The organism is Ponticoccus litoralis (genome assembly GCF_039769985.1).
GTDB lineage: Bacteria > Pseudomonadota > Alphaproteobacteria > Rhodobacterales > Rhodobacteraceae > Ponticoccus > Ponticoccus litoralis.
In genome coordinates this window covers 2,468,752-2,490,342 of the sequence record NZ_JBDNCH010000002.1, presented here as the reverse complement: position 1 = coordinate 2,490,342, position 21,591 = coordinate 2,468,752, and the positions used below count along the sequence as shown (strand labels likewise).

The 21,591-nt window shown below is 67.8% G+C and carries 14 protein-coding genes and 4 pseudogenes; 8 read left to right on the top strand and 10 right to left on the bottom strand.

Going from position 1 to position 21,591, the window contains the following annotated elements; all coding sequences use genetic code 11:
* Positions 1-612: 612 nt before the first annotated feature.
* Complete coding sequence (locus ABFB10_RS13410; RefSeq protein WP_347166892.1) at positions 613-1,242, bottom strand: AAA family ATPase; 630 nt, start codon at positions 1,240-1,242, stop codon at positions 613-615.
* Positions 1,243-2,025: 783 nt separating this feature from the next.
* A pseudogene (locus tag ABFB10_RS13405) lies at positions 2,026-4,318 on the bottom strand (adenosylcobalamin-dependent ribonucleoside-diphosphate reductase).
* A gap of 407 nt (positions 4,319-4,725) precedes the next feature.
* Here ABFB10_RS13405 and ABFB10_RS13400 point away from each other — a divergent pair.
* Entirely contained in the window at positions 4,726-5,157 is a 432-nt protein-coding gene (locus ABFB10_RS13400; RefSeq protein WP_347166891.1) for a DUF1489 family protein, read from the top strand.
* A gap of 83 nt (positions 5,158-5,240) precedes the next feature.
* The gene (locus ABFB10_RS13395; protein ID WP_347166890.1) at positions 5,241-5,630 is read left to right on the top strand and encodes a hypothetical protein; all 390 of its coding nucleotides are present in this window, start codon (positions 5,241-5,243) and stop codon (positions 5,628-5,630) included.
* Positions 5,631-5,688: 58 nt separating this feature from the next.
* On the opposite strand, the gene ABFB10_RS24150 is transcribed toward ABFB10_RS13395, so the two are convergent.
* Both ABFB10_RS24150 and ABFB10_RS13385 read right to left on the bottom strand, forming a co-directional pair.
* Positions 5,689-5,817, bottom strand: coding sequence for a hypothetical protein (locus ABFB10_RS24150; RefSeq protein WP_430523051.1), 129 nt, complete (start codon positions 5,815-5,817; stop codon positions 5,689-5,691).
* A 145-nt stretch (positions 5,818-5,962) separates the two neighbouring features.
* A pseudogene (locus ABFB10_RS13385) lies at positions 5,963-6,256 on the bottom strand (ElyC/SanA/YdcF family protein); the annotation flags it as partial.
* Between ABFB10_RS13385 and yghU the strand changes: the two are divergent.
* Complete coding sequence (gene yghU / locus ABFB10_RS13380; RefSeq protein WP_347166888.1) at positions 6,255-7,109, top strand: glutathione-dependent disulfide-bond oxidoreductase; 855 nt, start codon at positions 6,255-6,257, stop codon at positions 7,107-7,109. The pseudogene ABFB10_RS13385 and the gene yghU overlap by 2 nt on opposite strands.
* Positions 7,110-7,189: 80 nt before the next feature.
* On the opposite strand, the gene hisG is transcribed toward yghU, so the two are convergent.
* The 3 genes from hisG to hisS are packed head-to-tail and all read right to left on the bottom strand — an operon-like array spanning position 7,190 to position 10,430.
* On the bottom strand, positions 7,190-7,882 hold the full coding sequence (hisG, locus tag ABFB10_RS13375) for an ATP phosphoribosyltransferase (RefSeq protein WP_347166887.1): 693 nt from the start codon (positions 7,880-7,882) through the stop codon (positions 7,190-7,192).
* Complete coding sequence (locus tag ABFB10_RS13370) at positions 7,879-8,961, bottom strand: ATP phosphoribosyltransferase regulatory subunit (RefSeq protein ID WP_347166886.1); 1,083 nt, start codon at positions 8,959-8,961, stop codon at positions 7,879-7,881. Before ABFB10_RS13370 ends, hisG begins: the two co-directional genes overlap by 4 nt.
* Positions 8,958-10,430, bottom strand: a complete 1,473-nt coding sequence (hisS, locus tag ABFB10_RS13365) for a histidine--tRNA ligase (RefSeq protein WP_347166885.1) — start codon at positions 10,428-10,430, stop codon at positions 8,958-8,960. Before hisS ends, ABFB10_RS13370 begins: the two co-directional genes overlap by 4 nt.
* A 79-nt stretch (positions 10,431-10,509) precedes the next feature.
* Here hisS and ABFB10_RS13360 point away from each other — a divergent pair, with 79 nt between their 5' ends.
* Positions 10,510-10,725 carry a SlyX family protein gene (locus tag ABFB10_RS13360; RefSeq protein WP_347166884.1) on the top strand — a complete coding sequence of 72 codons (216 nt, stop codon included), beginning with the start codon at positions 10,510-10,512 and terminating at the stop codon, positions 10,723-10,725.
* 66 nt (positions 10,726-10,791) lie between these two features.
* Here ABFB10_RS13360 and ABFB10_RS13355 read toward each other — a convergent pair whose 3' ends face one another.
* Positions 10,792-11,538: a hypothetical protein gene (locus ABFB10_RS13355; protein WP_347166883.1), complete on the bottom strand. Its 747-nt coding sequence runs from the start codon at positions 11,536-11,538 to the stop codon at positions 10,792-10,794.
* 137 nt (positions 11,539-11,675) lie between these two features.
* Positions 11,676-15,177: pseudogene (gene dnaE / locus ABFB10_RS13350) on the bottom strand (DNA polymerase III subunit alpha).
* A 198-nt stretch (positions 15,178-15,375) separates the two neighbouring features.
* Here dnaE and ABFB10_RS13345 point away from each other — a divergent pair.
* Together ABFB10_RS13345 and ABFB10_RS13340 are read left to right on the top strand one after the other, a co-directional pair.
* Positions 15,376-16,275 carry an alpha/beta hydrolase gene (locus ABFB10_RS13345; RefSeq protein WP_347166882.1) on the top strand — a complete coding sequence of 300 codons (900 nt, stop codon included), beginning with the start codon at positions 15,376-15,378 and terminating at the stop codon, positions 16,273-16,275.
* A gap of 60 nt (positions 16,276-16,335) precedes the next feature.
* Positions 16,336-17,253 carry a glutaminase gene (locus ABFB10_RS13340; protein ID WP_347166881.1) on the top strand — a complete coding sequence of 306 codons (918 nt, stop codon included), beginning with the start codon at positions 16,336-16,338 and terminating at the stop codon, positions 17,251-17,253.
* A 196-nt stretch (positions 17,254-17,449) separates the two neighbouring features.
* Here ABFB10_RS13340 and ABFB10_RS13335 read toward each other — a convergent pair whose 3' ends face one another.
* Complete coding sequence (locus ABFB10_RS13335) at positions 17,450-18,985, bottom strand: MDR family MFS transporter (RefSeq protein WP_347166880.1); 1,536 nt, start codon at positions 18,983-18,985, stop codon at positions 17,450-17,452.
* Between the two features lie 160 nt (positions 18,986-19,145).
* Here ABFB10_RS13335 and ABFB10_RS13330 point away from each other — a divergent pair, with 160 nt between their 5' ends.
* Complete coding sequence (locus ABFB10_RS13330) at positions 19,146-19,766, top strand: MarR family winged helix-turn-helix transcriptional regulator (RefSeq protein ID WP_347166879.1); 621 nt, start codon at positions 19,146-19,148, stop codon at positions 19,764-19,766.
* 396 nt (positions 19,767-20,162) lie between these two features.
* Positions 20,163-21,564: pseudogene (gene xdhA, locus ABFB10_RS13325) on the top strand (xanthine dehydrogenase small subunit).
* Positions 21,565-21,591 lie beyond the last annotated feature (27 nt).

The following is a 21,591-nucleotide window of genomic DNA, read 5'->3' as shown; positions in this document are numbered from 1 at the left end:
CGCGGTTTTTGAATGCGCTGAGGCAGGCGAAATCTCGGTTAGCGCCGATCATGCAAATGTATATTCGAATGATGTAGTTCGAGCGCCTTGAAAAAGTTAAGGGCGCGGATATTCCGCGCCCATTAACCTTTGTCTGTTACTTCATCCCTAGCGCGTTGGTCACCTGTGTGACCCTGTCTTTCCAAGAGGTCAGCTCGAAGCCTAATGCCCGGAAAAATGGCTGTCGCCAGCTAGCAACTTACTCCCGAAATGGAGCACTCAAGGCGCCGACCCTTACTGATAAGAGACTTGAGAGGTTAGGATTACAGACTGATCTCGATACAGTCACAGACTGTGAACGCTTCAGAGCAGTTAGTCAAGCTCGCCTGCAACGTAGCTGACAAACGTTAAGAGAACATCTGAGTTCCCACGATGCCGACGAGCGCACCACGTGCCGCCCAACAGGTGTAGTGGGCTTGCCCCAAGGGATGAGCCCCGCACGCCGCTTCTCGGGCCGGAAATTGGCTTGTCAGACTTCGGTCACTTTGGCAACTAAGATAACTCGCGCTTGCTGCCACTGGTCGCTTCAAAACTTGTTATGGCTACTCTGTCTGTAGACCGTGCTTGCACGCCTCAATGGAGTTGCAGGCTGCTTGCCATGACCTCCGCCCTCGTCAGCATCCTGGACACATGGCGCAGATTGAGCTCATGCGCCTCAGCAATCTGATCGATCACCTCGCAGATCGCGCCTAGGGCAGCATCAGATAGCCCCCGTCGTGCGCCCTCACGCTCAGCGAAGGAGATGAGGTCTCCCTTGCCGGGGCCGACGAGGTGCAGGATTTCCAGGCGGCTCAGGAATGGGGCCGGAAGCGTCCCCAGGCTGTTCGAAGTCAGGACCCAGCTGATCCAGGACATGTCGAAGCCGACCTGGTAATAGGGGCACTTCCAAGCCACGGCTGACGAGCGTTCCAGCAGCGGCAGCAGCCCTTCGGCTAAGCCGTAGGTTTGCCCCTTCGTCGAGGTCGGCGTTCCGGCCTTCTCGATCTCGTCGATCACCACGATGGGGTTCGCGCAGAGGCTCTGCACGATGGTTTGCAGGGGCCGGCCCGGAAAGGCCGAGCCCCAGCCGCGTTGCGAGCCGTTGACGACGAAGGAGGCCTGCTCCGCAGTTCCCTCGATGCCACAGCGTGGCACCCCGAGGTGGCGCCCGAGCTCGCGCGACCACACGCTCTTGCCGATCCCCGGCGGGCCATCGAGCAGCACGGGCGGCAGCCGGAATCCGGGCTCCCCACCCGCACCGAGCGGCGCATCGCTTTCCAGAGGAAGTCAGTGGCCGCCGCCATCCAAGGCATCTCGGCATGAATGGCTGCGGCGATCTCATCGGCGCGGTGTTCACTCGCGATGCCGACCAGATCAGCCCCGCCCCGGAACGCCTCGAGCGCGCGCCGGTCATCCGAGTTAAGATGGCTGAGCCCGGAAACCTTGGCACGCGCCCGCATCACCCTACGCGCGCGGCGCAAGACCCTGGTCCGATCCTTCTCCGAGAGATGCACCGCGATCAGGTCCTCGTTCCAGCGCAACTCATCTTCAAAGTCTCCCGGCACCTTCGGAGACACCCCGTCTCGGAGCGCACGGAGCTTGCGCAGGTGCCACTCGAAGCGGCGCTTGAGGGCGAACTCGTCCTCGTCGGGATCGGCGAAGCGGGCATCAATGAACTTGATCTTCGTCATGGAGGTCCTTTCTGGCGCATGGCGCCATGCCCTCGGGCAGAGGTTCTGCTGGAGGGGGATGTTGGAAAGAACCCGGCCGGATTGGCCCTGAGGGATGCCGAAAGCGCGGCTGGCCGTCAACGGCGCCCACCAGGGCGGAGCACTGCTACGGCGCACCAAAAGCCGTAAATCCGCCAGACGCGCAACTCATTGATATAAAAAGAAACCACCGGCTGCGGTGCAGCCGGTGGTCATTAATCCTGTGCCGGAATGGACAAATTACCCCGGAAATGGTCAAGATTTAGTGGGTCCTACAACTTCTGCCCCAACCCACCGCCTACTGGCATTTCGAGTGGCCGCACGAGGCGCAGGTCATGCAGCCCTCGACCATCATCATCGAGAACTCGCCGCAGGAGGGGCAGGCTTTGCCGCGCGGGGCGTCGAGGCCGACGACCTGGGCCGTGGGGTCTGTCTTGAGCCCCATGCCCTCGCCCTCCAGGAAACCGGTCTCGACCATGTGGCGTTCGATCACGCCCCCGATGGCGGCGAGGATCGAGGGGATGTATTTGCCCTTCACCCAGGCGCCGCCGCGCGGGTCGAAGACGGCCTTCAGTTCCTCGACCACGAAGCTGACATCGCCGCCGCGGCGGAAGACGGCGGAGATCATCCGGGTCAGGGCCACCGTCCAGGCGAAATGCTCCATGTTCTTCGAATTGATGAAGACCTCGAAGGGGCGGCGGCGGCCAGCGACGATAATATCGTTGATCGTCAGGTAGATGGCATGCTCGCTATCGGGCCATTTAAGCTTGTAGGTATTGCCCTCGAGGTGTTCCGGTACGGTCGAGGGGCTCGGACATGTAGATCACGTCGCCATGCGGGGTCTGCGGCTCGGCGTCGCTGGTGGCCACCACCTCGGGGGCCTCCTTCTTCTCTTCCGCCACGCTCAACACCGACCCGGTCACGTCGTTCGGGCGGTAGGTGGTGCAGCCTTTGCAGCCCGTTTCATAGGCCTCCATGTAGACGTCCTTGAAGGACTGGAAGTCGATGTCCTCGGGGCAGTTGATGGTCTTGGAGATCGAGCTGTCCACCCACTTCTGCGCCGCTGCCTGCATGCGCACATGCTCCAGCGGGGCCAGCGTCTGGGCGTTCACGAAGTAGTCGGGCAGCGGCGCATCCTCGCCATGCACCGCGCGGTACATCTGCACCGCGTAGTCGACCACCTCTTCCTCGGTCCGCGAGCCGTCCTTCTGCAGGACCTTGCGGGTATAGGCATAGGCAAAGACCGGCTCGATCCCCGAGGACACGTTGCCGGCATAAAGCGAGATCGTCCCCGTCGGCGCGATCGAGGTGACCAGCGCGTTGCGGATACCGTGCTTGCGGACCGCGTCGCGCACGTCCTCGTCCATCTGCATCATATTGCCCGAGGCGAGGTATTTCTCGGCATCGAAGAGCGGGAAAGCCCCCTTCTCCTTCGCAAGCTCCACCGATGCCAGGTAGGACGCGCGCGCAATCGCCTTCAGCCAGGCCTCGGTCTGGGCGGCGGCCTCTTCAGAGCCGTAGCGCAGCCCGCACATCAGCAGCGCATCCGCCAGACCCGTCACGCCCAGCCCGATACGGCGCTTGTTCATCGCCTCTTCGGCCTGTTGCGGCAGCGGGAAGCGCGAGGCATCGACCACGTTGTCCATCATCCGCACGGCGCAGCTTACCAGCTCGGCCATGGCGTCCTCGTCCAGACCGGCGGCCTCGGTGAAGGGCTCGCGCACCAACCGCGCCATGTTGATCGACCCCAGAAGGCAGGCCCCGTAGGGCGGCAGGGGCTGCTCGCCGCAGGGGTTGGTGGCGGCGATGGTCTCGACGTAGTTCAGGTTGTTGGCCTGGTTGATGCGGTCGATGAAGATCACGCCCGGCTCGGCGTAATCGTAGGTCGCCTTCATGATGCGGTTCCACAGGTCGCGCGCCTGAAGCGTGTGGTAGACCTTGCCGTCGAATTGCAGATCCCACGACCCGTCGGCCTTGACCGCCTCCATGAAGGCATCGGTGACCAGAACCGACAAGTTGAACATGCGCAGGCGGGCGCTGTCGGCCTTGGCGCCGATGAAGGCCTCGATATCCGGGTGGTCGCAGCGCATGGTGGCCATCATCGCGCCGCGCCGCGAGCCTGCGGACATGATGGTGCGGCACATGGCGTCCCAGACGTCCATGAAGGACAGCGGGCCGGATGCATCGGCGGCCACCCCGTGCACGATGGCGCCCTTGGGCCGGATGGTCGAGAAATCGTAGCCGATGCCGCCGCCCTGCTGCATGGTCAGCGCGGCCTCTTTCAGCATGTCGAAGATGCCGGCCATGCTGTCGGGGATGGTGCCCATGACGAAGCAGTTGAACAGGGTGACCGCGCGGTCGGTGCCCGCACCTGCGGTGATGCGCCCGGCGGGCAGGTAGCGGAAGTCCTCGAGCGCGCCGTAAAAGCGCGTCTCCCAGGCCGCCGGGTCGGTTTCGACCGCCGCCAGCGCCCGGGCGATCCGGCGCCAGGTATCCTCGACCGACAGGTCGATGGGCGTGCCGTCCGCGTCCTTGAGACGGTATTTCATGTCCCAGATCTGTTCTGCAATGGGGGCGGCAAAGCGGGTCATGGCTGATTCTCGTGTATTTGGAAGGACACCCAGACTAAGCCCAAAACGCAACAGGTTGAAAGGTCCGTTGGGCAGGCCACCAGATATATCGCACCCGCGCCCGCCGCAGCCATGCTGTGGCAAAAGGTCCGGGCGCTGCGCGGGGGGCTCTTCGGGACCGGCGGACGGTCGCGGCATGCGGTGGTTGAGACCGGCAGGGGATCGCGGCATGCGGCGCCCGGGACCGGGGGAAAGACGCCACGCTGGCGCCGGACCGGAGCGCGCGGCGCGCCCACCGGGCGTCCGGCCCGGGCGCAATCCCCGGCGTCGGCTGGCCTCTGCCCCCACCTGCCCGCGCCGGGACGCCCGCATCTTGAAAGCCGCGCCGCCCTGCCTACACTATGCAGGGCCCGCAGCGGAGAATCCCATTGGCCACAGTCACCCATCTCATCAAGCTGTCCGTCGGAACGGACTCGGTCGAGACGCTGGCGGCATGGCAGGCCTCGGCCCCGGCGCGGGGCGCCGACGGGCCGCCGCGCCACGTCACCCGGATGTGGCCCCGGCGCGAGGCCGAGCTGCTGGCCGGCGGATCCATCTACTGGGTGATCAAGGGGCTGATCCAGTGCCGCCAGCGCGTGCTGGCGATGGAACGGGTCACCGGCGGCGATGGCACCGAGCGCTGCGCGCTGGTGCTGGACCCACAGCTGGTCCGCACCGCCAGCACGCAGAAGCGCCCCTTTCAGGGCTGGCGCTACCTGTCCCCCGAGGATGCGCCGCGCGATCTGCCCGAAGGCCGCCAGGCCGAAGACAGCCTGCCGCCGGAACTGGCCGGGGCGCTGGCCGAAATCGGCGTCCTCTGACCAGGCTCCGCGAACAGCGACCTATGGGCAAGTGCCGCCACACGCACTAGATTGCTGTGGACTCATATCGTTCGGAGGTCGTCATGACCCGTATTCTTGCTGCCCTTTTCCTTGCTGTCCCCGCCCTTGCCGCCCTGCCCGCCAGCGCCCAGGATGTCGTCGCCAGCTATGCCGCCTATATCGGCGACCGCGATCTTTTCAATTCCAACGGCGAGCGGCTGACCGCGCCCGCGCAGGTCCTGCGGCAGGACAGGGCGAATTACCACCGCTTCGGCATCGCGCAGGCCGGGGACGAATGGGACCCGCTCTTCGGCTCCGCCGACAACCGCGCGGCCATGGAAAGCATGGTGAATGCCGGCTCCATCGAGCCCGGCGCGGCACAGATCCTGATGAGCGGCGGCGCCATGGTCCTGGTGCAGATCTTCGGCTCGGGCGGCGTCGGAACCTCTGTCCAGGTCAGCGTCGCCCGCTGAGGGCCGCCGTTTTCCGTCGCGGAAAACGGCCCGAAATCCGTCGCGGATTTCGCATCGCTCAGCCGCGACCCCGGCCCTGCACGGCATAGCCCAGGTAGGCGCCGCCCTCGCGCAGCCAAAGCCAGGCGCGGCGCGCCGTCACCGGGCCGGGCACGCGCGGCCAGGCGCCCGTTGCATCCAACCCCATCCGCCGCGCCACCAGCCGCGCCCGCGGCAGGTGATAGCGATCCGTGACGATGACGATCCGGCCCGCGCCCGCCGCCGTCAGAAGCGGTACGCGCGTAGAGCAGGTTCTGCTCTGTCGTGGTCGAGCGCGCCTCGACCAGAACCGCCGCGCCGGGCACCCCCAGTTCGAGGCAGATCGCCCGGATGACCTCGGCCTCCGACGGACCATGGCGCCCGGTGCCGCCGCAGCCCACGACCAGCCGCACCCGGCCCTCCAGCCACAGCCGCGCCGCCTCTTCGGCGCGGCGCCGCAGCGTCGGCGAGGCCACGCCCCCGGCCACACCGCCGCCCCCAGCACCACCGCCACGGGCCGCTCGTCCGCATCCGTCATCCCGCCCCCTCTGGTTTTCGCGCTCAAAGCCTATACCTTGCGGCCAAACCCTCGCAAAGGACAGCCACATGACCCAAGCATATACTCCGCCCCGCGTCTGGACCTGGGAGAAAGCCAACGGCGGCGAGTGGGCCTCTCTCAACCGCCCCGTCGCGGGCGCCACCCATGACAAGGTGCTGCCGGTCGGAAACCATCCCTTCCAGCTCTACAGCCTTGCCACGCCCAACGGCCAGAAGGTCACGATCCTGCTCGAGGAACTGCTGGCTGCGGGCCATGCCGCCGAATACGACGCGTGGCTCATCCGCATCGGCGAGGGCGACCAGTTCGGCTCTGGCTTCGTCGAGGTCAATCCGAACTCCAAGATCCCGGCGCTGATGGACCGCTCTGGCGCGACCCCGGTGCGAGTCTTCGAATCCGGCGCCATCCTGATGCACCTGGCAGAGAAGTTCGGCGCCTTCCTCGGCGACCCGGCAAAGCGGCCCGAGATGCTGTCCTGGCTGTTCTGGCAGATGGGCAGCGCGCCCTATCTGGGCGGCGGCTTCGGGCATTTCTACGCCTATGCGCCCTACAAGATGGAATACCCCATCGACCGCTTCGCGATGGAGGTCAAACGCCAGCTCGACGTGCTGGACAGGCATCTTGCGGACAATCGCTTCATGACCGGCGACGACTACACCATCGCCGATATCGCGATCTGGCCGTGGTACGGGCGCACGGTGCATGGCGAAAGCTACGACGCCGGAGAATTCCTTGACGTCGGCATCTACAAGAACGTGATCCGTTGGGCCGACGAGATCCTCGCACGCCCCGCCGTGCAGCGCGGACGGATCGTCAACAAGACCTCCGGCGACCCGGCGCAGCAACTGCACGAACGCCATGACGCGGGCGATTTCGACACCAAGACGCAGGACAAGATCGGCTGAACCCCGCGGTCCCGTCCGAGGCCGGGCGGGACCAAATCCTGTCGACAGGATTTTCGAATTCCTTCGAAGGAATTCCCCCGTCAGAGACCCAGCCGCTCCACGAGGCTGCGCAGCGTGTCGCGCTGCCCCTGCTCCAGCGCTGCCACCCGTGACCGGAACAGCGTCGCCTGAGAGCGCAGGACCGGCTCCTCGCAGAGGATTTTCAGATGGTTCGCCCGCAGCGTCTCGCCGGTCGAGGTGATGTCGGCAATGGCCTCGGCGGTGAGGTTCTTCACCGTGCCTTCCGTCGCGCCCTGGCTGTCCACCAGCTGGTAATCCGCCACGCCGCCCTGATGCAGGTAGGCCCGCACCAGCCGGTGGTATTTCGTCGCCACCCGCATCCGGAACCCGTGCCGCGCCCGGAAAGCCGCCGCCGCCGCGTCCAGATCGTCCAGCGTGTCGACGTCCACCCAGCACTGCGGCACCGCCACGATCAGGTCGGCATGGCCAAAGCCCAGCTCCGCAAGCGGCTCGACCTTCTGGTCCCATTGCACCAGCTTCTCCTGCACCAGGTCGGTGCCGGTGACGCCAAGGTGGATGCGGCCAGAGGCCAGTTCCCGCGGGATCTCCCCCGCCGACAGCAGGACCAGTTCGACGCCCTCGATGCCCTCGACGGCGCCGGAATACTCGCGGTCCGATCCGGTGCGCGCCAGCCCGATGCCGCGCGCCCCGAACCAGTCGAAGGTCTTCTCCATCAGCCGCCCCTTGGACGGCACCCCCAGCTTGACGGTCATGCGCCGCCCTCCAGTTCCAGAAGCAGGCTTGCGCGGATCACCCCGCCGACGGCGGGGATCGCGCGGCCCTGCCCCAGTTGCCGGGTCAGGGCGTCGTAGCGCCCGCCGCCCGCCACCACCGGCCAGCCGGGTTGCCCGGGGGCCACGAAGCCGAAGACGAACCCGTCGTAATACTCCATCGACGACCGCCCGTAGCTGGCCTCGAAATGCAGCCTGTCCACTGCCACCCCGCGCGCCGACAGCGCCGCGATCCGGTCCGCGAACCGGTCCACCGCCTCGGCGATGGCGGGCAGGTCCACGGCGATGTCGCGCAGATGCTCCAGCGCGTGCGGACAGGTTTCCGAGACCTTCAGAAGCCCTTCGAGCAGCGCAACCTCTTCGCGGGACAGGGGCGGCTGGGCCGCATCCTCGCGCAGCGCCGCGATGCGGTCGGCGATCTCGGCGCCGTCGCGCAGGCCGATCAGCGGCTCCGCCCGGGCCATGGGATCGTCTTCCGCCAGCAGCGCGGCCCGCGAGGCGGGCACCGGCGCACGCCCCGAGAACCGGTCGAGCAGCGCCCGGAACCGCCGGGGCCGCCAGATGTGGCGCATCAGCGCCGCGCGCCGGTTGTCCGTGGTCCGCAGCCCCGCCACCGCCGCCGTCAGGATGCCGATATCGCCAGTGACAGGCCGCAGCGCGTAAGGAGCCAAGATCTCGGCGAAGCGGGCAAAGACCTCGGCATCCGCCGCCGCCGGGTCGGCGCGGTCGAAGACCTCGAAGCCGACCTGGTGGTATTCCGAGGCGCGCTCGGGGTGATCTTCCTGCCGCCGAAAGACCTCGCCCGCGTAGGTGTAGCGCGCCGGTTCGGCGCCGTCGCGCATATGCGCCTCGACCACCGGCACGGTGAAGTCGGGCCGCAGCATGACCTCGCCCTGCACCGGGTCCGTCGTGACATAGGCACGGGTGCGGATGTCCTCGCCGTAGAGGTCAAGCAGCGTGCCCGCCGGTTGCAGGATCGCGCAGTCCACCGGCTGCGCGCCCGCCGCCTCGAAGCGCTGCCGCAGGGCCAGCGCCCGGGCTTTTTCAGCGGCCAGCGTCATGAATACAGGTCCAGGATCTCGCGGACCTTCGCCACCAGATCGGCGCGCGGCACCTCGTATTGGCTGGGCCGGTCCTTCCACTCTTCCAGCGTGGCATTCTCGGCCATCTTCGCGCCGAGGATCAGGTCCTTGATCTGCACCACGCCGCGGTCCTTCTCGTCGCCGCCCTCGATCACCGCCACGGGGCTTTGCCGCTTGTCCGCGTATTTCAGCTGGTTGCCGAAGTTCTTCGGGTTGCCGAGGTAGACCTCGGCCCGGATGCCCGCCTGGCGCAGGTCGGCGACCATGGCCTGATAATCGGCCATGCGGTCGCGGTCCATCACGGTGACCACGACGGGCCCCTGCTCGGTCGAGGTCAGGCGGCCCTTCTCGCGCAGCGCAGCCAGCAGGCGGTCGACGCCGATGGACACGCCGGTCGCGGGCACCGCCTGCCCGGTGAAGCGCTTGACGAGGTCGTCATAACGCCCGCCGCCCGCGACCGAGCCGAACTGCCGCTTGCGGCCCTTCTCGTCGAGGATCTCGAAGGTCAGCTCGGCCTCGAAGACCGGCCCTGTGTAATAGCCGAGGCCGCGCACGACCGAGGGGTCGATGACGATACGGTCGGGGCCGTAGCCCTGCGCGGCGAGCAGGTCGGCGATCTGCTGCAACTCGGTCACACCCTCGGCGCCCACCGCGCTTTCGCCGACGGCGCCGCGCAGGTTCTCCAGCGTCGCGGCATTGTCGGCGCCCTTCGAGGTCAAGAAGGTGATCACCGGCTCGGCCTGTTCCTCGCTCAGCCCGACCCCGTCGATATAGGCGCCCGAGGCGTCCAGCCGACCCTTGCCCAGCAGCTCGCGCACCCCGGCCTCGCCGACCTTGTCGAACTTGTCGATGGTGCGCAGCACGTCCGCCGCCTGCGCCGCGTCGCTGACGCCCATGGCCTCGAGCACGCCGTTCAGAACTTTCCGGTTGTTGACCCGGATCAGGTAGTCGCCGCGCGGGATACCCACCTTCTCCAGCGTATCGGCCAGCATGGCGCAGATCTCGGCATCCGCCGCCACCGTCGCCGCGCCCACCGTATCGGCGTCGCACTGGTAGAATTGGCGGTAGCGCCCCGGCCCGGGCTTCTCATTGCGCCAGACCGGCCCCATGGCGTAGCGCCGGTAGGGCAGCGGCAGGTCGTTACGATGCTGCGCGTAGACGCGGGCCGGGGGCGCCGTCAGGTCGTAGCGCAGGGCCATCCAGGTGTCGTCCTCGTCCTGCCAGGCAAAGACGCCCTCGTTCGGGCGGTCGACGTCGGGCAGGAACTTCCCCAGCGCCTCGACCGTCTCGACCCCCGAGCTTTCCAGCGCGTCAAAGCCGTAATGGCGGTAGACCCCGGCGATGGTCGCCAGCATCTCGGCGCGCTCGGTGACCTCGGCGCCAAAATAGTCGCGGAAGCCCTTCGGCGTCTGGGCCTTGGGGCGCGGGGCTTTCTTGTCTTTGGCCATGGGGGCAATCCACCTTGGAAATCCGTCGCGCTTCCTCTACCCAAAGGGCCACGCAGGGGCAAGGCAAGCGGAGGCACCCATGACCGACAAGGCAGACCGGACAACCGTGATCGAGGAACGCCTTGCCGAGCTGATGCACACGGTCGAGGACCTCTCAGCCACCGTCGCCCGGCAGGACCGTGAGATCGACCGCCTGACCGCCCGGGTCGAGCGGCTGATGCGGCGCGAGGCGGAACGCGAGGCCGAAGGCTCGGGCGGCGTGGTTCTGGGCGACGAACGGCCGCCGCACTACTGACGACCGGCGGCGGGCGAAATTGCGTCGACGCAATTTTCAAATTCCGTAGACGGAATTCCCCCCGCCTCAGCCCTTGATATCCGTGGCCGCGACGGCGCCGTCGTGCAGCAGGATCGTCTTCCACGCGGCATTGTCGCCGAACCGCTCGTAGACGCTGAGGAAGACCGTGTCCTTCTCCAGCGCCGACATCCGCCGTCCGCAGGGCTGGCCGCGCGAGACGCGGCAGACACGGTTCTTGACCGCCTCGTAGGCCGTGTCGGTGGTCGACACCGGCAGATCCGCGCCCGCCGGGCCATAGCGGATCACCTCGTAGTCCGACGGCGCCGCAAAAAGCACCAGAGCCGCGCTGAACTGACGCGGGCAGCCGTCCGAGAAACCGGTCAGGTAGAAGGTGCGCAGCCCCGTGCCGCCCGGCGCGGTATCATAGAGGGTGTAACCGCGCCCGCCCTTCGGCCAGCCGTCGACGCGCGCGCCCAGCTTGCCCTCGGGCGCATCGCAGGTCCGGGCGATCTCGCCGTAGGGCAAGGCGGTGCCGAAAGAGACCTGTCGGTAATCCGGGTCGCCCGGCTTGGGCGCCGCGCCGCCAGAGCGCGCCGCATCCGCCCGCCCGCGCAGGAAGCCCATCAGCCCGCCCTGCGGTTTCGCCGCCGGATCGGGCGCAGGCGCCGCCGCCCCGCTGCCGGCCAGCGCGTCGGACTGCCCCTGCCCCTCGGCCAGTTCGACATCCTGAAGGCGCGGCACGTCACGCATCGGGTCGCCGCCACAGGCGGACAGAACAAGCACGCAGCACAGCGCCATCGCATGACGAACCATAGGGGACTCCCAACCAGATTGCCGCCTGTTTACCCGCATCGGACCGGATGCGTCCACCGCATCATCCGCACGGGGCCGCAAACCGGTGCCGGACCGCCTGTCCGGGCGGCCCCTGGCGCGGCTTCGCCGTGGTTGGCCTAGAAATCCTCGACCGCCATCACGCCCTCCAGCGATTTCACCGCGCCCTTGACCTCGGGCGAGACCGGGAACTGGTCAGCGAGATCCAGCTCCACCTCTCCGGGCAGGCCGCGATCCGTCAGGCACAGATGGATCGGCCCGCGCGGCGCCTTGGGGTTCTGCTCGGCGGCCCAGGACAGCACCTTGGCGATCTGGCCGAAGGCGGTTTCGGTCTCGACGAAGATCCGCAGGCCGGATGCCCCCGCCCCCGCCGTCAGCGTGTCGGCGGGCGTGACCGAGCGGCCCAAGAGTTTCAGCTGGTCGCTTTCCATCGTGGCCTCGACCGTCACGACGACCTTCGAGCCGGTCTCGAGGTATTCGCGCGACTTCTCCAGCGTCTCGGAGAACAGCGTCACCTCGTAGGCGCCGGTCGGGTCCGAGAGCTGCGCAAAGGCAAAGCGGTTTCCGCGCGCCGACTTGCGCTCCTGCCGCCCGGCGACGACGCCCGCCAACTTGGCCACGAAGGGGCCACGTTCGGCCTTGGCGGTCACCTCGTCCAGCGTCATCACCTGCTGGCGCTTCAGCGCGGGCATGTAATCGTCCAGCGGGTGGCCCGACAGGTAGAACCCCACGGCGCGGAATTCCTCGGCCAGCCGCTCGGCGGGCAGCCAGTCGCTGACCGGCGACATGCGCGGCTCGGGCAGGTCGTCGCCCGCCTCGCCAAACAGCGAGACCTGCGCCGAGGCCTTCTGTTCGTGGATCGCCGAGGAATACATCACCAGCGCATCCAGCGAGATCGAAGACCCGGCGGCGGTTGCCGTCCAGCACGTCGAAGGCCCCGGCCCGCGCCATCATCTCCAGCGGGCGCTTGCCGATCTTCTTCAGATCGACCCGGCGGGCAAAGTCAAAAAGCGTCGCGAAGGGCCGGTCCCCCCTTCCCTCGACCACCAGCCGCATGGCGTCGAGGCCGACGTTCTTCAGCGCCCCCAGCGCATAGACCAGCTCGCCGTCCTTGACGTCGAAAGAGGCCTGAGAGCGGTTCACGCAGGGCGGCACATAGGGCAGCGACAGGCCCTTGCGGACCTCTTCGAAGTAAACCGCCAGCTTGTCCGTCAGGTGGATATCGCAGTTCATGACGCCCGCCATGAACTCGACCGGGTGGTTCGCCTTCAGCCATGCGGTCTGGTAGCTGACCACCGCGTAGGCCGCCGCGTGCGACTTGTTGAAACCGTAGTTGGCGAATTTCTCCAGAAGGTCGAAGACCTCCTTGGCCTTCTTCTCGTCCACCCCGTTGGCCATGGCGCCCTTGGTGAACTTGGGGCGTTCGGCGTCCATCGCCTCTTTGATCTTCTTGCCCATCGCGCGGCGCAAGAGGTCGGCGCCGCCCAGCGAGTAGCCCGCCATGACCTGCGCGATCTGCATCACCTGTTCCTGATAGACGATGATGCCCTGCGTCTCTGCAAGGATGTGGTCGATGGAGGGGTGGACCGAGGTGATCTCGCGCAGGCCGTTCTTGACCTCGCAATAGACCGGGATGTTCTCCATCGGGCCGGGACGATAGAGCGCCACGAGGGCCACGATGTCCTCGATGCAGGTGGGCTTCATGCGCTTGAGCGCATCCATCATGCCCGAGCTTTCCACCTGGAACACGGCGACGGTCTTGGCGCTGGCGTAAAGCTTGTAGGTCGGCTCGTCGTCCAGCGGGATCAGGTTCATCTGGTTCTCGCCGCCCTCCGCCGGTTGGTAGAGCTCGGTGCCATCGGCGGCGACATGCAGGGGGCGGCCCGACTTCAGGATCAGATCCAGCGCGTTCTGAATGACGGTCAGGGTCTTCAGGCCGAGGAAGTCGAACTTCACCAGACCCGCCTGTTCCACCCATTTCATGTTGAACTGGGTGGCGGGCATGTCCGAACGCGGATCGCGGTACAGCGGCACCAGCTCGTCCGTGGGTCGGTCGGCGATGACCACACCCGCCGCGTGGGTGCCGGCAGAGCGCAACAGCCCCTCGACCTGCATGCCGTATTTCAGCAGACGGTCCACGACTTCCTCGTTGCGGGCCTCTTCGGCAAGGCGCGGCTCGTCCCGCAGCGCCTGTTCGATGCTGACGGGTTTGACGCCCTCGACCGGGATCATCTTGGACAGGCGGTCGACCTGCCCGTAGGGCATCTGCAAGACGCGGCCCATGTCGCGCACGGCGGCCTTGGACAGCAGCGCGCCGAAGGTGATGATCTGCCCCACCCGGTCGTGGCCGTATTTGTCCTGCACGTAGCGGATCGTCTCTTCGCGCCGGTCCATGCAGAAGTCGATGTCGAAGTCGGGCATCGAGACCCGTTCCGGGTTCAGGAAGCGTTCGAAGAGCAGCGAGTAGCGCAGCGGGTCGAGGTCGGTGATGGTCAGCGCATAGGCCACCAAAGACCCGGCGCCCGAGCCCCGCCCCGGCCCTACGGGGATGTTGTTGTCCTTCGACCACTGGATGAAGTCGGCCACGATCAGGAAGTAGCCGGGAAAGCCCATGCCCTCGATGATGCCCAGCTCGAAATCCAGCCGTTGCTGGTACTCCTCGACGCTGACCGCGTGCGGGATCACCGCAAGGCGGGCCTGAAGGCCGTCATTGGCCATGCGGCGCAGTTCTGCCACCTCGTCGTCGGCGAACTTCGGCAGGATCGGGTCGCGGCGATAGGCCATGAAGGCGCAGCGGCGGGCGATCTCGACGGTATTCTCCAGCGCCTCGGGGAGGTCGGCGAACAGCACCGCCATCTCCTGCGGGGTCTTCAGGTAATGCTGCGGGGTCAGGCGGCGGCGCGGTTCCTGCTGGTCGACATAGGCGCCCTCGGCGATGCAGATCATCGCATCGTGGGCCTCGTACATGTCGGACTTGGGGAAATAGACGTCATTGGTGGCGACCAGTGGCAGGCCCATTTCATAGGCCATCTCGATATGGCCGCGTTCGGTCATCCGCTCGGCTTCCGTCGGCTGCCCGTCCTCGCCGGGGTGACGCTGGAGCTCCACGTAAAGCCGGTCGCCGAAGATCGCCTCCAGCCGCATCATCAGGGTCTGGGCGGCGGCGCGGGTGGACTGCCGCAGCAGGCGCCCCACCGGGCCGTCGGGACCGCCGGACAGGCAGATCACGTCCTCGGAGTGCCGTTCCAGTTCGTCCAGCGTGATATGCGCCAGTTCGGTGTCGCGGCGCATGTAGAGGCACGAGTTGAGCTTCATCAGATGCTCGTAGCCGCGTTCGGTCTGGGCCAGCAGGACCACCGGCGCGGGCGGCTTCACCCGTTCGCCCGGCTGCGGGTCGATGTAGCGCAGGTCCATCTGGCAGCCGATGATCGGCTGCACGCCCGCCCCCGACGCCCCGACCGAGAATTCCAGCGCGGCAAAGAGGTTGTTGGTGTCGGTGACGGCCACCGCCGGCATTTCCATCGCCTGGCAGAGGCCGGGCAGCTTCTTCAGGCGGATGGCGCCTTCGAGCAAAGAGTATTCGGTGTGGGTGCGGAGATGAATGAATCGAGGATCGGCCATGGGGCGCAATCATAGGCCCCCGCCCCGGCGTGGAAAAGCGCGACCTGCGGGCAAGCCGCCCGGTTGCGGCGGGATTGTTCGCCGCCCCGGGACAACTCGCCTAATTGCCGCCGCAATCAACCCTCACGATAACCGGGGAATCTAAACTAAACTGATCAAACTGAGCCGCCGGTATCGTGGCGCAACCGGACAAACACCATGTCGCAAAGCGAAGTTGCCAGACGCTTCAACCTCGCCAAACGGACCCGGACGCCCGAGGTCACGGATCCGGCAGGCGTTCCGCCGCCGTCATGGCGCCGACGATTGCTGCCGCTGGCGACGCGGCTTGCGCCCGAAACCGCGGCCCGCGTCCTCGCCCGCCGCTACCTGCGGCCCAACGTCGCCCTGCTTGGCGACCCGGACGCCGTGGCGCGCTGGGGCACGGTGGTCCGGCCCGTGCCGGGGCTGACCCTGCTGCGCCGCCCCGCCGCCGCCGGCCCCAAGGCGCCGCGCGTCCTGATCGCGCCCGGCCTCAACGGCCACTTCCGCCAGTTCACCCGCCTTGCCGGGGTCCTCGGGGACGCCGGGCTCACCGTCGATTTTCTGGTCCTGCCGGGCCATGGCCACCCCGGAGAGGATCTTTGCGGCCTCAACCAAATCGTCTCTGCCCTCGAAGCCGCAACGCAGCAGGACCGCTATCATGGCATCGTGGCGCACTGCGTTTCCGCCAATGCCGCGCTGCTCGTCCCCGCGACCAGCGACCCCCTGCCACGTCTGGCGCTGGTCTCGGCGCCGCTGGACCTGCCGCGCCTGATCCGGCTGGGCGGCACGCAATACGGGCTGACGGGCCATTGCCTCGATCGCTTCTGCCACCATGTCAGCGCCTCGGGCGCGCCATGGCCGACGGACAGCCCGTGGCAGCCCGGGGCCCCGGCGCGGGAGGACAGCCTCCTGATGGTGCACGGGCGACACGACGACGCCGCCCCGCCGGAGGATCTGGAACAGATGGCCGAGGTCGCTCCCCGGACCCGGATCACCCTGTTCGAGAACGGCGGCCACAACTCGATCCTCACCATGCACGCCCCCTGCACGCAACTGGCGGACTTCATGCGCCCCTGAGACCGACCGGGCGGCCATCCTCGCTTTGACAGGACGGCAGTTCCGGGTATGCCTTCGGTCATGACAGACACGCTTGCCGCCTTCCTCGACACGCTGGATGCCGACATTCGGGCGCGCGCCGACTGGGGCGCGGTCGCCGACTACATCCCGGAACTGGCGCGGGTCGATCCGGCGCAATTCGCGATCTCGGTGGCGCTGGCGGACGGGCGCGTGCTGAGCGCCGGACAATCCGACACCCGGTTCTCGATCCAGTCGATTTCCAAGGTCTTCTCGCTGGCCTGCGTGCTGGCGCGCATCGGCGAGGGGCTGTGGCGGCGCGTGGGGCGCGAACCTTCCGGCGATCGCTTCGATTCCATCCTGCTGCTGGAGCAGGAACAGGGGCGCCCGCGCAACCCCTTCATCAATGCAGGCGCGCTGGTGACGACGGACGAGCTGCTGGCGGGCCGGGCCCCGCGCGAGGCGCTGTCCGAGATCATCGGCTTCGTGAGAGAGAGCGCCGGGGACGACGACATCCACATCGACCGCGCCGTGGCGGCCTCGGAGAAGGCCACCGGCTATCGCAACGTGGCGCTGGCCAATTACCTCAAGAGCTACGGCAACCTGGTCAACGCGCCGGATCTGGTGCTGGGCACCTATTTCCACCAGTGCGCCATTGAGATGACAACCCGGCAGCTTGCGCTTGCCGGGCGCGGAATCGCCGGGCTGCCGGGGGCGCCCTTCCTGCTCAGCGGCGTCAAGAGACGGCGAATCGCGGCGCTGATGATGACCTGCGGGCATTACGACGGCTCTGGCGACTTCGCCTTTCGCACCGGCCTTCCCGGCAAGTCCGGTGTCGGCGGCGGCATCCTGATCGCGGTGCCGGGGCGGGCCTCTGTCGCGATCTGGTCGCCCGGCCTGAACGCCTGGGGCAACTCCAAATGCGGGACCGAGGCGGCGGAACGGCTGGCGCGCTTCACCGGCTGGTCGGTCTTCGGCTAGGGCTGCGCCACGGGATCGCCCGCGCCGGGGGCGCGCCTTCGGCCAGAGCCCCGACCGCCGGGTCTCTCGGCCCCGGGGCACCACCAAGGCGCCCCCGTTGCCCCCGGCCATCACCGGCGCCGGGCCACCGCCATAAAAAAGGCCGGCTCCCGTTTGGAGGAAGGAGCCGGCCAGCCGCGTGTCAGGGACGGGAGAGTCAGGCCCCTGACAACGGAAGTTCACGCAGCTGCGTCGACATCAGGCAGGCCAGCAGCGCCGCCAGAGCCGCGATCCAGAAGACCGGGTGCAGCGCCTCGGAAAAGCCCTCCATCACGCGCAGCTGCGCCTCGGGCGGCAGGGCGCGCAGGGTCTCGGCGCCGATCGAGCGCAGGCCGCCCGCCTCCGCGCCGGGCATATGGCCTGACAGGTTGCGCGCCAGCCCGGCGGAGAAGACCGCGCCGAAGGCGGCGGTGCCGATAGAGCCGCCGATCAGCCGGAACATGTTGGCCGAGGCGGTGCCCACGCCCATCATCGAGCCCGGGATGGCGTTCTGGATCGCCGCCACGCCGACCGAGAAGACCGGGCCAAGGCCCAGCCCGACCAGCACCAGAGCGGCGGCGATGAACCACAGCGGGCTCTCCGCAGAAAGATTGGACAGCGACACCAGCGCCACCGCCAGCAGCCCGGTCGAAAGCGTCGGCATCAGCTTGTAGCGCCCGGTCCTCGACATCACCCGGCCCGCCATGGTCGAGGCGAAGATCAGCCCGCCCATCATCGGCACCAGGAAGAGACCCGAGTTCGTCGGCGACACGCCCTTCACCACCTGAAGGAACAGCGGCAGGAAGGTGATGGTGCCGAACATGCCCATGCCGACGAGGAAACCCACCGCGTTCACCACCAGGAAGGTGTTGTTGCGGAACAGGCTGAGCGGCAGGATCGGCTCTTTGGCGCGGCCTTCGACCAGCACGAAGCCCGCCAGCGCCAGCGCGCCCAGCACCGCCAGCGCACCGACCTGCAGAGAGGCCCATCCGGCCCCCTCTCCGACGGCGTTGGGCAGCAGCACCACGCTTGCCAGCATGGTCGCCAGAAGGGCGGCCCCGGCGTAGTCGACCCGGCGCTCCTGCCGTTCCGTGCGGCGCGGCAGGGCGACGAGAATGACAACAAAGGCCAGCGCGCCGACGGGCAGGTTGACGAAGAAGATCCAGTGCCAGTGCCAGTTCTGCACGATGAAACCGCCCAGGAGCGGCCCGATCACGGTGGACACGCCGAAGGCCGCCCCAAGCACACCCTGCGCCATGCCGCGCTGGCGCGGCGGCAGAAGGTCCCCGACCGTGGCCATGGCGGTCACGATCAGCGTGCCCGCGCCGAAACCCTGCACAAGCCGCCCGGCGATCACCTGCCCCATGCTGGCGGCGGTCCCGGCGATCACCGCGCCAAGGACGAAGACCGCGATCCCCGATTGCAGCACCAGCTTGCGCCCGTACATGTCGCCCAGCTTGCCCGCCATCGGCGACGCGATGGTCGAGGCCAGAAGATAGGCGGTGATGACCCAGGTGATGTGATCCATGCCGCCCAGATCCGCGACCATGACCGGCATTGCGGTCGAGACGATGGTCTGCCCCAGCGAGGCGAAAAGCAGCGTCGCGGCGACGGCGGCAAGGACAAGGCGCACGGTGGCCCGGTCGGGCGGCTCGACATAGGCGGCGGAGGTCGGTGCATCGCCGGAGGCGGCGGCGGGGTCGGTGGCGGTCATGAAACGGCGTCTCTTCAGGCGTGAACCCGGACATCCGCGGCCTTCGGTGCCTGACATAGGTGCGTGACAAAAAGGCACGGATTGCCGCAGAATGGGGATGGGCCTAAATATGTGACCCAGTCAATTACATGTCAAGCGCACGCAATTAAAAGGAGGCTCCATGGCCGAACGGGACAAGCGTCTGAAAGAGGAACTCGCACAGGCCGGGATCAGTGAGGATTCCAGCCAGGCGGCTCTGGACATTGACGCTGTGCTGCAGGTCTGGCGCCGCAAGGTCTTCAAACGAGAGCTCGGCCACCGCGCCCTTGCCGAACTCGGCCTGCCGGTCGACCTGCCGCAGCTCGACGTGCTCATGGCGGTCCGGGCGCCCGAGAACGAGTTTCGCGACGAGGAGACCGGCGAGACCATGGTCTCCACGGTCGCCCAGCGCCTGAACATCGACCCCTCGCGGGCCAGCCGCATGACATCGGACCTGATCGCGCGCGGCCTGCTGCGCCGGGCGGTCAGCCAGGCGGACGCGCGCCGCACCGTTCTGGAACTGACGGACAGGGGCGAGCGGGTCGTCGAGGCGGTGCGGACCTACAAGTTCCTGACCATGGGCAGCTACCTGCAGGGCTGGACAGCGGAAGAGATCCGCACCTTCCTGCCGCTGCTCGAACGCTTCAGCGCCTGGTCCGAAACGGCGGCCCACCCCTCCGAGGAGGTCGCCGACGAGATCGCCAAGCTGCGCGAGTCGATCGCCGACCTTGGCATGCCCGACCGCGACGAAACAGCGGGCTGACAGGCGGGCAAACCGGGCACCGGAGCGGCGATGGCCCGTCCCGGTGCCCACGAGACAAGGCGCGCGCTCCCCGGTGCGCCCCCGCAACCCGGGGGCGGCAGGCCCCGCCGCGCAAGCAGGCGGCGCACCGGACCCTTCCCCCCTCGGACCGCCTGACAGGGGCCCTGCCCCGAAGCGCCAAACCCGCACGGGCAGGGTTTTCCGTGCCCGGCACCGCAAGCCTGCGCAAGGGGCAAAGCGCCTCCAAGCGATGAGAAACGCGGCAGAAAACCCTTGCCAAGGCCATTTGCCCCCGCCTAGCCTGACCGCGTCAGGGTCACACGTGCGCTTTCTACGCCGCATCGAAGGCGCACACCCCCGGATGGGGCAAAACCGGTAAGGCGGCGGGTTTTCGACATGGACATCACCTTTCTTCTGAACGGAGAGAGCGTGCACCTCGCCGATGTGGCCCCGACGGTCACGCTTCTGGACTGGCTGCGCGAAACCCGCGGGCTGACCGGCACCAAGGAAGGCTGCAACGAAGGCGATTGCGGCGCCTGCACGGTCATGGTCACCGAAGCGGGCAAGGCGCGCGCGCTCAACGCCTGCATCCTCTTCCTGCCCCAGCTGCACGGCAAGGCGATCCGCACGGTCGAGGGGATCTCGGGCCCGGGGGGACAGCTTCACCCGGTCCAGCAGGCCATGATCGAGCACCACGGCTCGCAATGCGGCTTCTGCACGCCGGGCTTCATCGCGTCGATGGCCACGGCCCATCTCAATGGCGACACCGGCCACGACGACGCGCTGGCGGGCAACCTCTGCCGCTGCACCGGCTACGCCCCCATCGTGCGCGCCGCAAAGGCCGCCGAGAGCGCGCCCATCCCCGACTGGCTGCAACCGGACCTCGGATTTCTTCTGTCCGGAAGTATCCCGGGGGAGCGCAGCGGGGGCAGAGCCCCCTCTGACCTTCCATGCCCCCGAATCCGCCGATGACCTCGCCCGGCTCTACGCCGCCAACCCCACTGCCACTCTGGTGGCGGGCGCCACCGATGTCGGCCTCTGGGTCACCAAGCAGCTGCGCCAGCCCGACCAGGTGATCTTCCTCAACCGCTGCCGCGACCTGCAGGGGATCGAGGAACGCGACGGCGTGCTGACCATCGGCGCGGGTGTGACCATGGACCGGGTGCTGGACCTGATGCGCCGCCACCATCCCTCCTATGCCGAGATGATCCGCCGCTACGGCTCGGCGCAGGTCCGGGCGGCGGCGACCATCGGCGGCAACATCGCCAATGGCTCACCCATCGGGGACAACCCGCCGGCGCTGATCGCGCTCGACGCCACGCTGCACCTGCGCCACGGCGACACCCGGCGCGACCTCGCCATCGAGGATTTCTTCCTGTCCTACGGCCAGCAGGACCGTGCCCCCGGAGAGTTCGTCGAGGCCGTCTCGCTGCCCGCCTCGGCGCCCCGGCTGAAGGTCTACAAGCTGTCGAAACGCTTCGATCAGGACATCTCGGCGGTCTGCGGCGCCTTCAACGTCACTGTCGAGGACGACCGCGTCACCGGCGCCCGCATCGCCTTCGGCGGCATGGCGGGCGTGCCGAAACGCGCCGCGGCGGTCGAGGCCGCCCTGACCGGCCAGCCCTGGACCATGGAGACCGTCGAGGCCACCCGCGATGCCTGGGCGCAGGATTTCGAGCCGCTCTCGGACATGCGCGCCAGCGCGGCCTACCGGCGGGAGACCGCCCGCAACATGCTGACGCGCTACTTCCTCGCCGACCACGGCGGCGCGCAATCGGTGCTGGAGGTGACCGCATGAGCCCGCAACCGCAACAGCTCCCCGGGC

What these genes read in the sequence shown, in the direction of transcription:
- ABFB10_RS13395 (WP_347166890.1), top strand. Translation starts at nt 5,241, where the DNA reads ATGACCCGTATTCTTGCTGCCCTTTTCCTTGCTGTCCCCGCCCTTGCC.
- ABFB10_RS24150 (WP_430523051.1), bottom strand. Translation starts at nt 5,817, where the DNA reads ATGGGGTTGGATGCAACGGGCGCCTGGCCGCGCGTGCCCGGCCCGGTG.
- yghU (WP_347166888.1), top strand. Translation starts at nt 6,255, where the DNA reads ATGACCCAAGCATATACTCCGCCCCGCGTCTGGACCTGGGAGAAAGCC.
- hisG (WP_347166887.1), bottom strand. Translation starts at nt 7,882, where the DNA reads ATGACCGTCAAGCTGGGGGTGCCGTCCAAGGGGCGGCTGATGGAGAAG.
- ABFB10_RS13370 (WP_347166886.1), bottom strand. Translation starts at nt 8,961, where the DNA reads ATGACGCTGGCCGCTGAAAAAGCCCGGGCGCTGGCCCTGCGGCAGCGC.
- hisS (WP_347166885.1), bottom strand. Translation starts at nt 10,430, where the DNA reads ATGGCCAAAGACAAGAAAGCCCCGCGCCCCAAGGCCCAGACGCCGAAG.
- ABFB10_RS13360 (WP_347166884.1), top strand. Translation starts at nt 10,510, where the DNA reads ATGACCGACAAGGCAGACCGGACAACCGTGATCGAGGAACGCCTTGCC.
- ABFB10_RS13355 (WP_347166883.1), bottom strand. Translation starts at nt 11,538, where the DNA reads ATGGTTCGTCATGCGATGGCGCTGTGCTGCGTGCTTGTTCTGTCCGCC.
- ABFB10_RS13345 (WP_347166882.1), top strand. Translation starts at nt 15,376, where the DNA reads ATGTCGCAAAGCGAAGTTGCCAGACGCTTCAACCTCGCCAAACGGACC.
- ABFB10_RS13340 (WP_347166881.1), top strand. Translation starts at nt 16,336, where the DNA reads ATGACAGACACGCTTGCCGCCTTCCTCGACACGCTGGATGCCGACATT.
- ABFB10_RS13335 (WP_347166880.1), bottom strand. Translation starts at nt 18,985, where the DNA reads ATGACCGCCACCGACCCCGCCGCCGCCTCCGGCGATGCACCGACCTCC.
- ABFB10_RS13330 (WP_347166879.1), top strand. Translation starts at nt 19,146, where the DNA reads ATGGCCGAACGGGACAAGCGTCTGAAAGAGGAACTCGCACAGGCCGGG.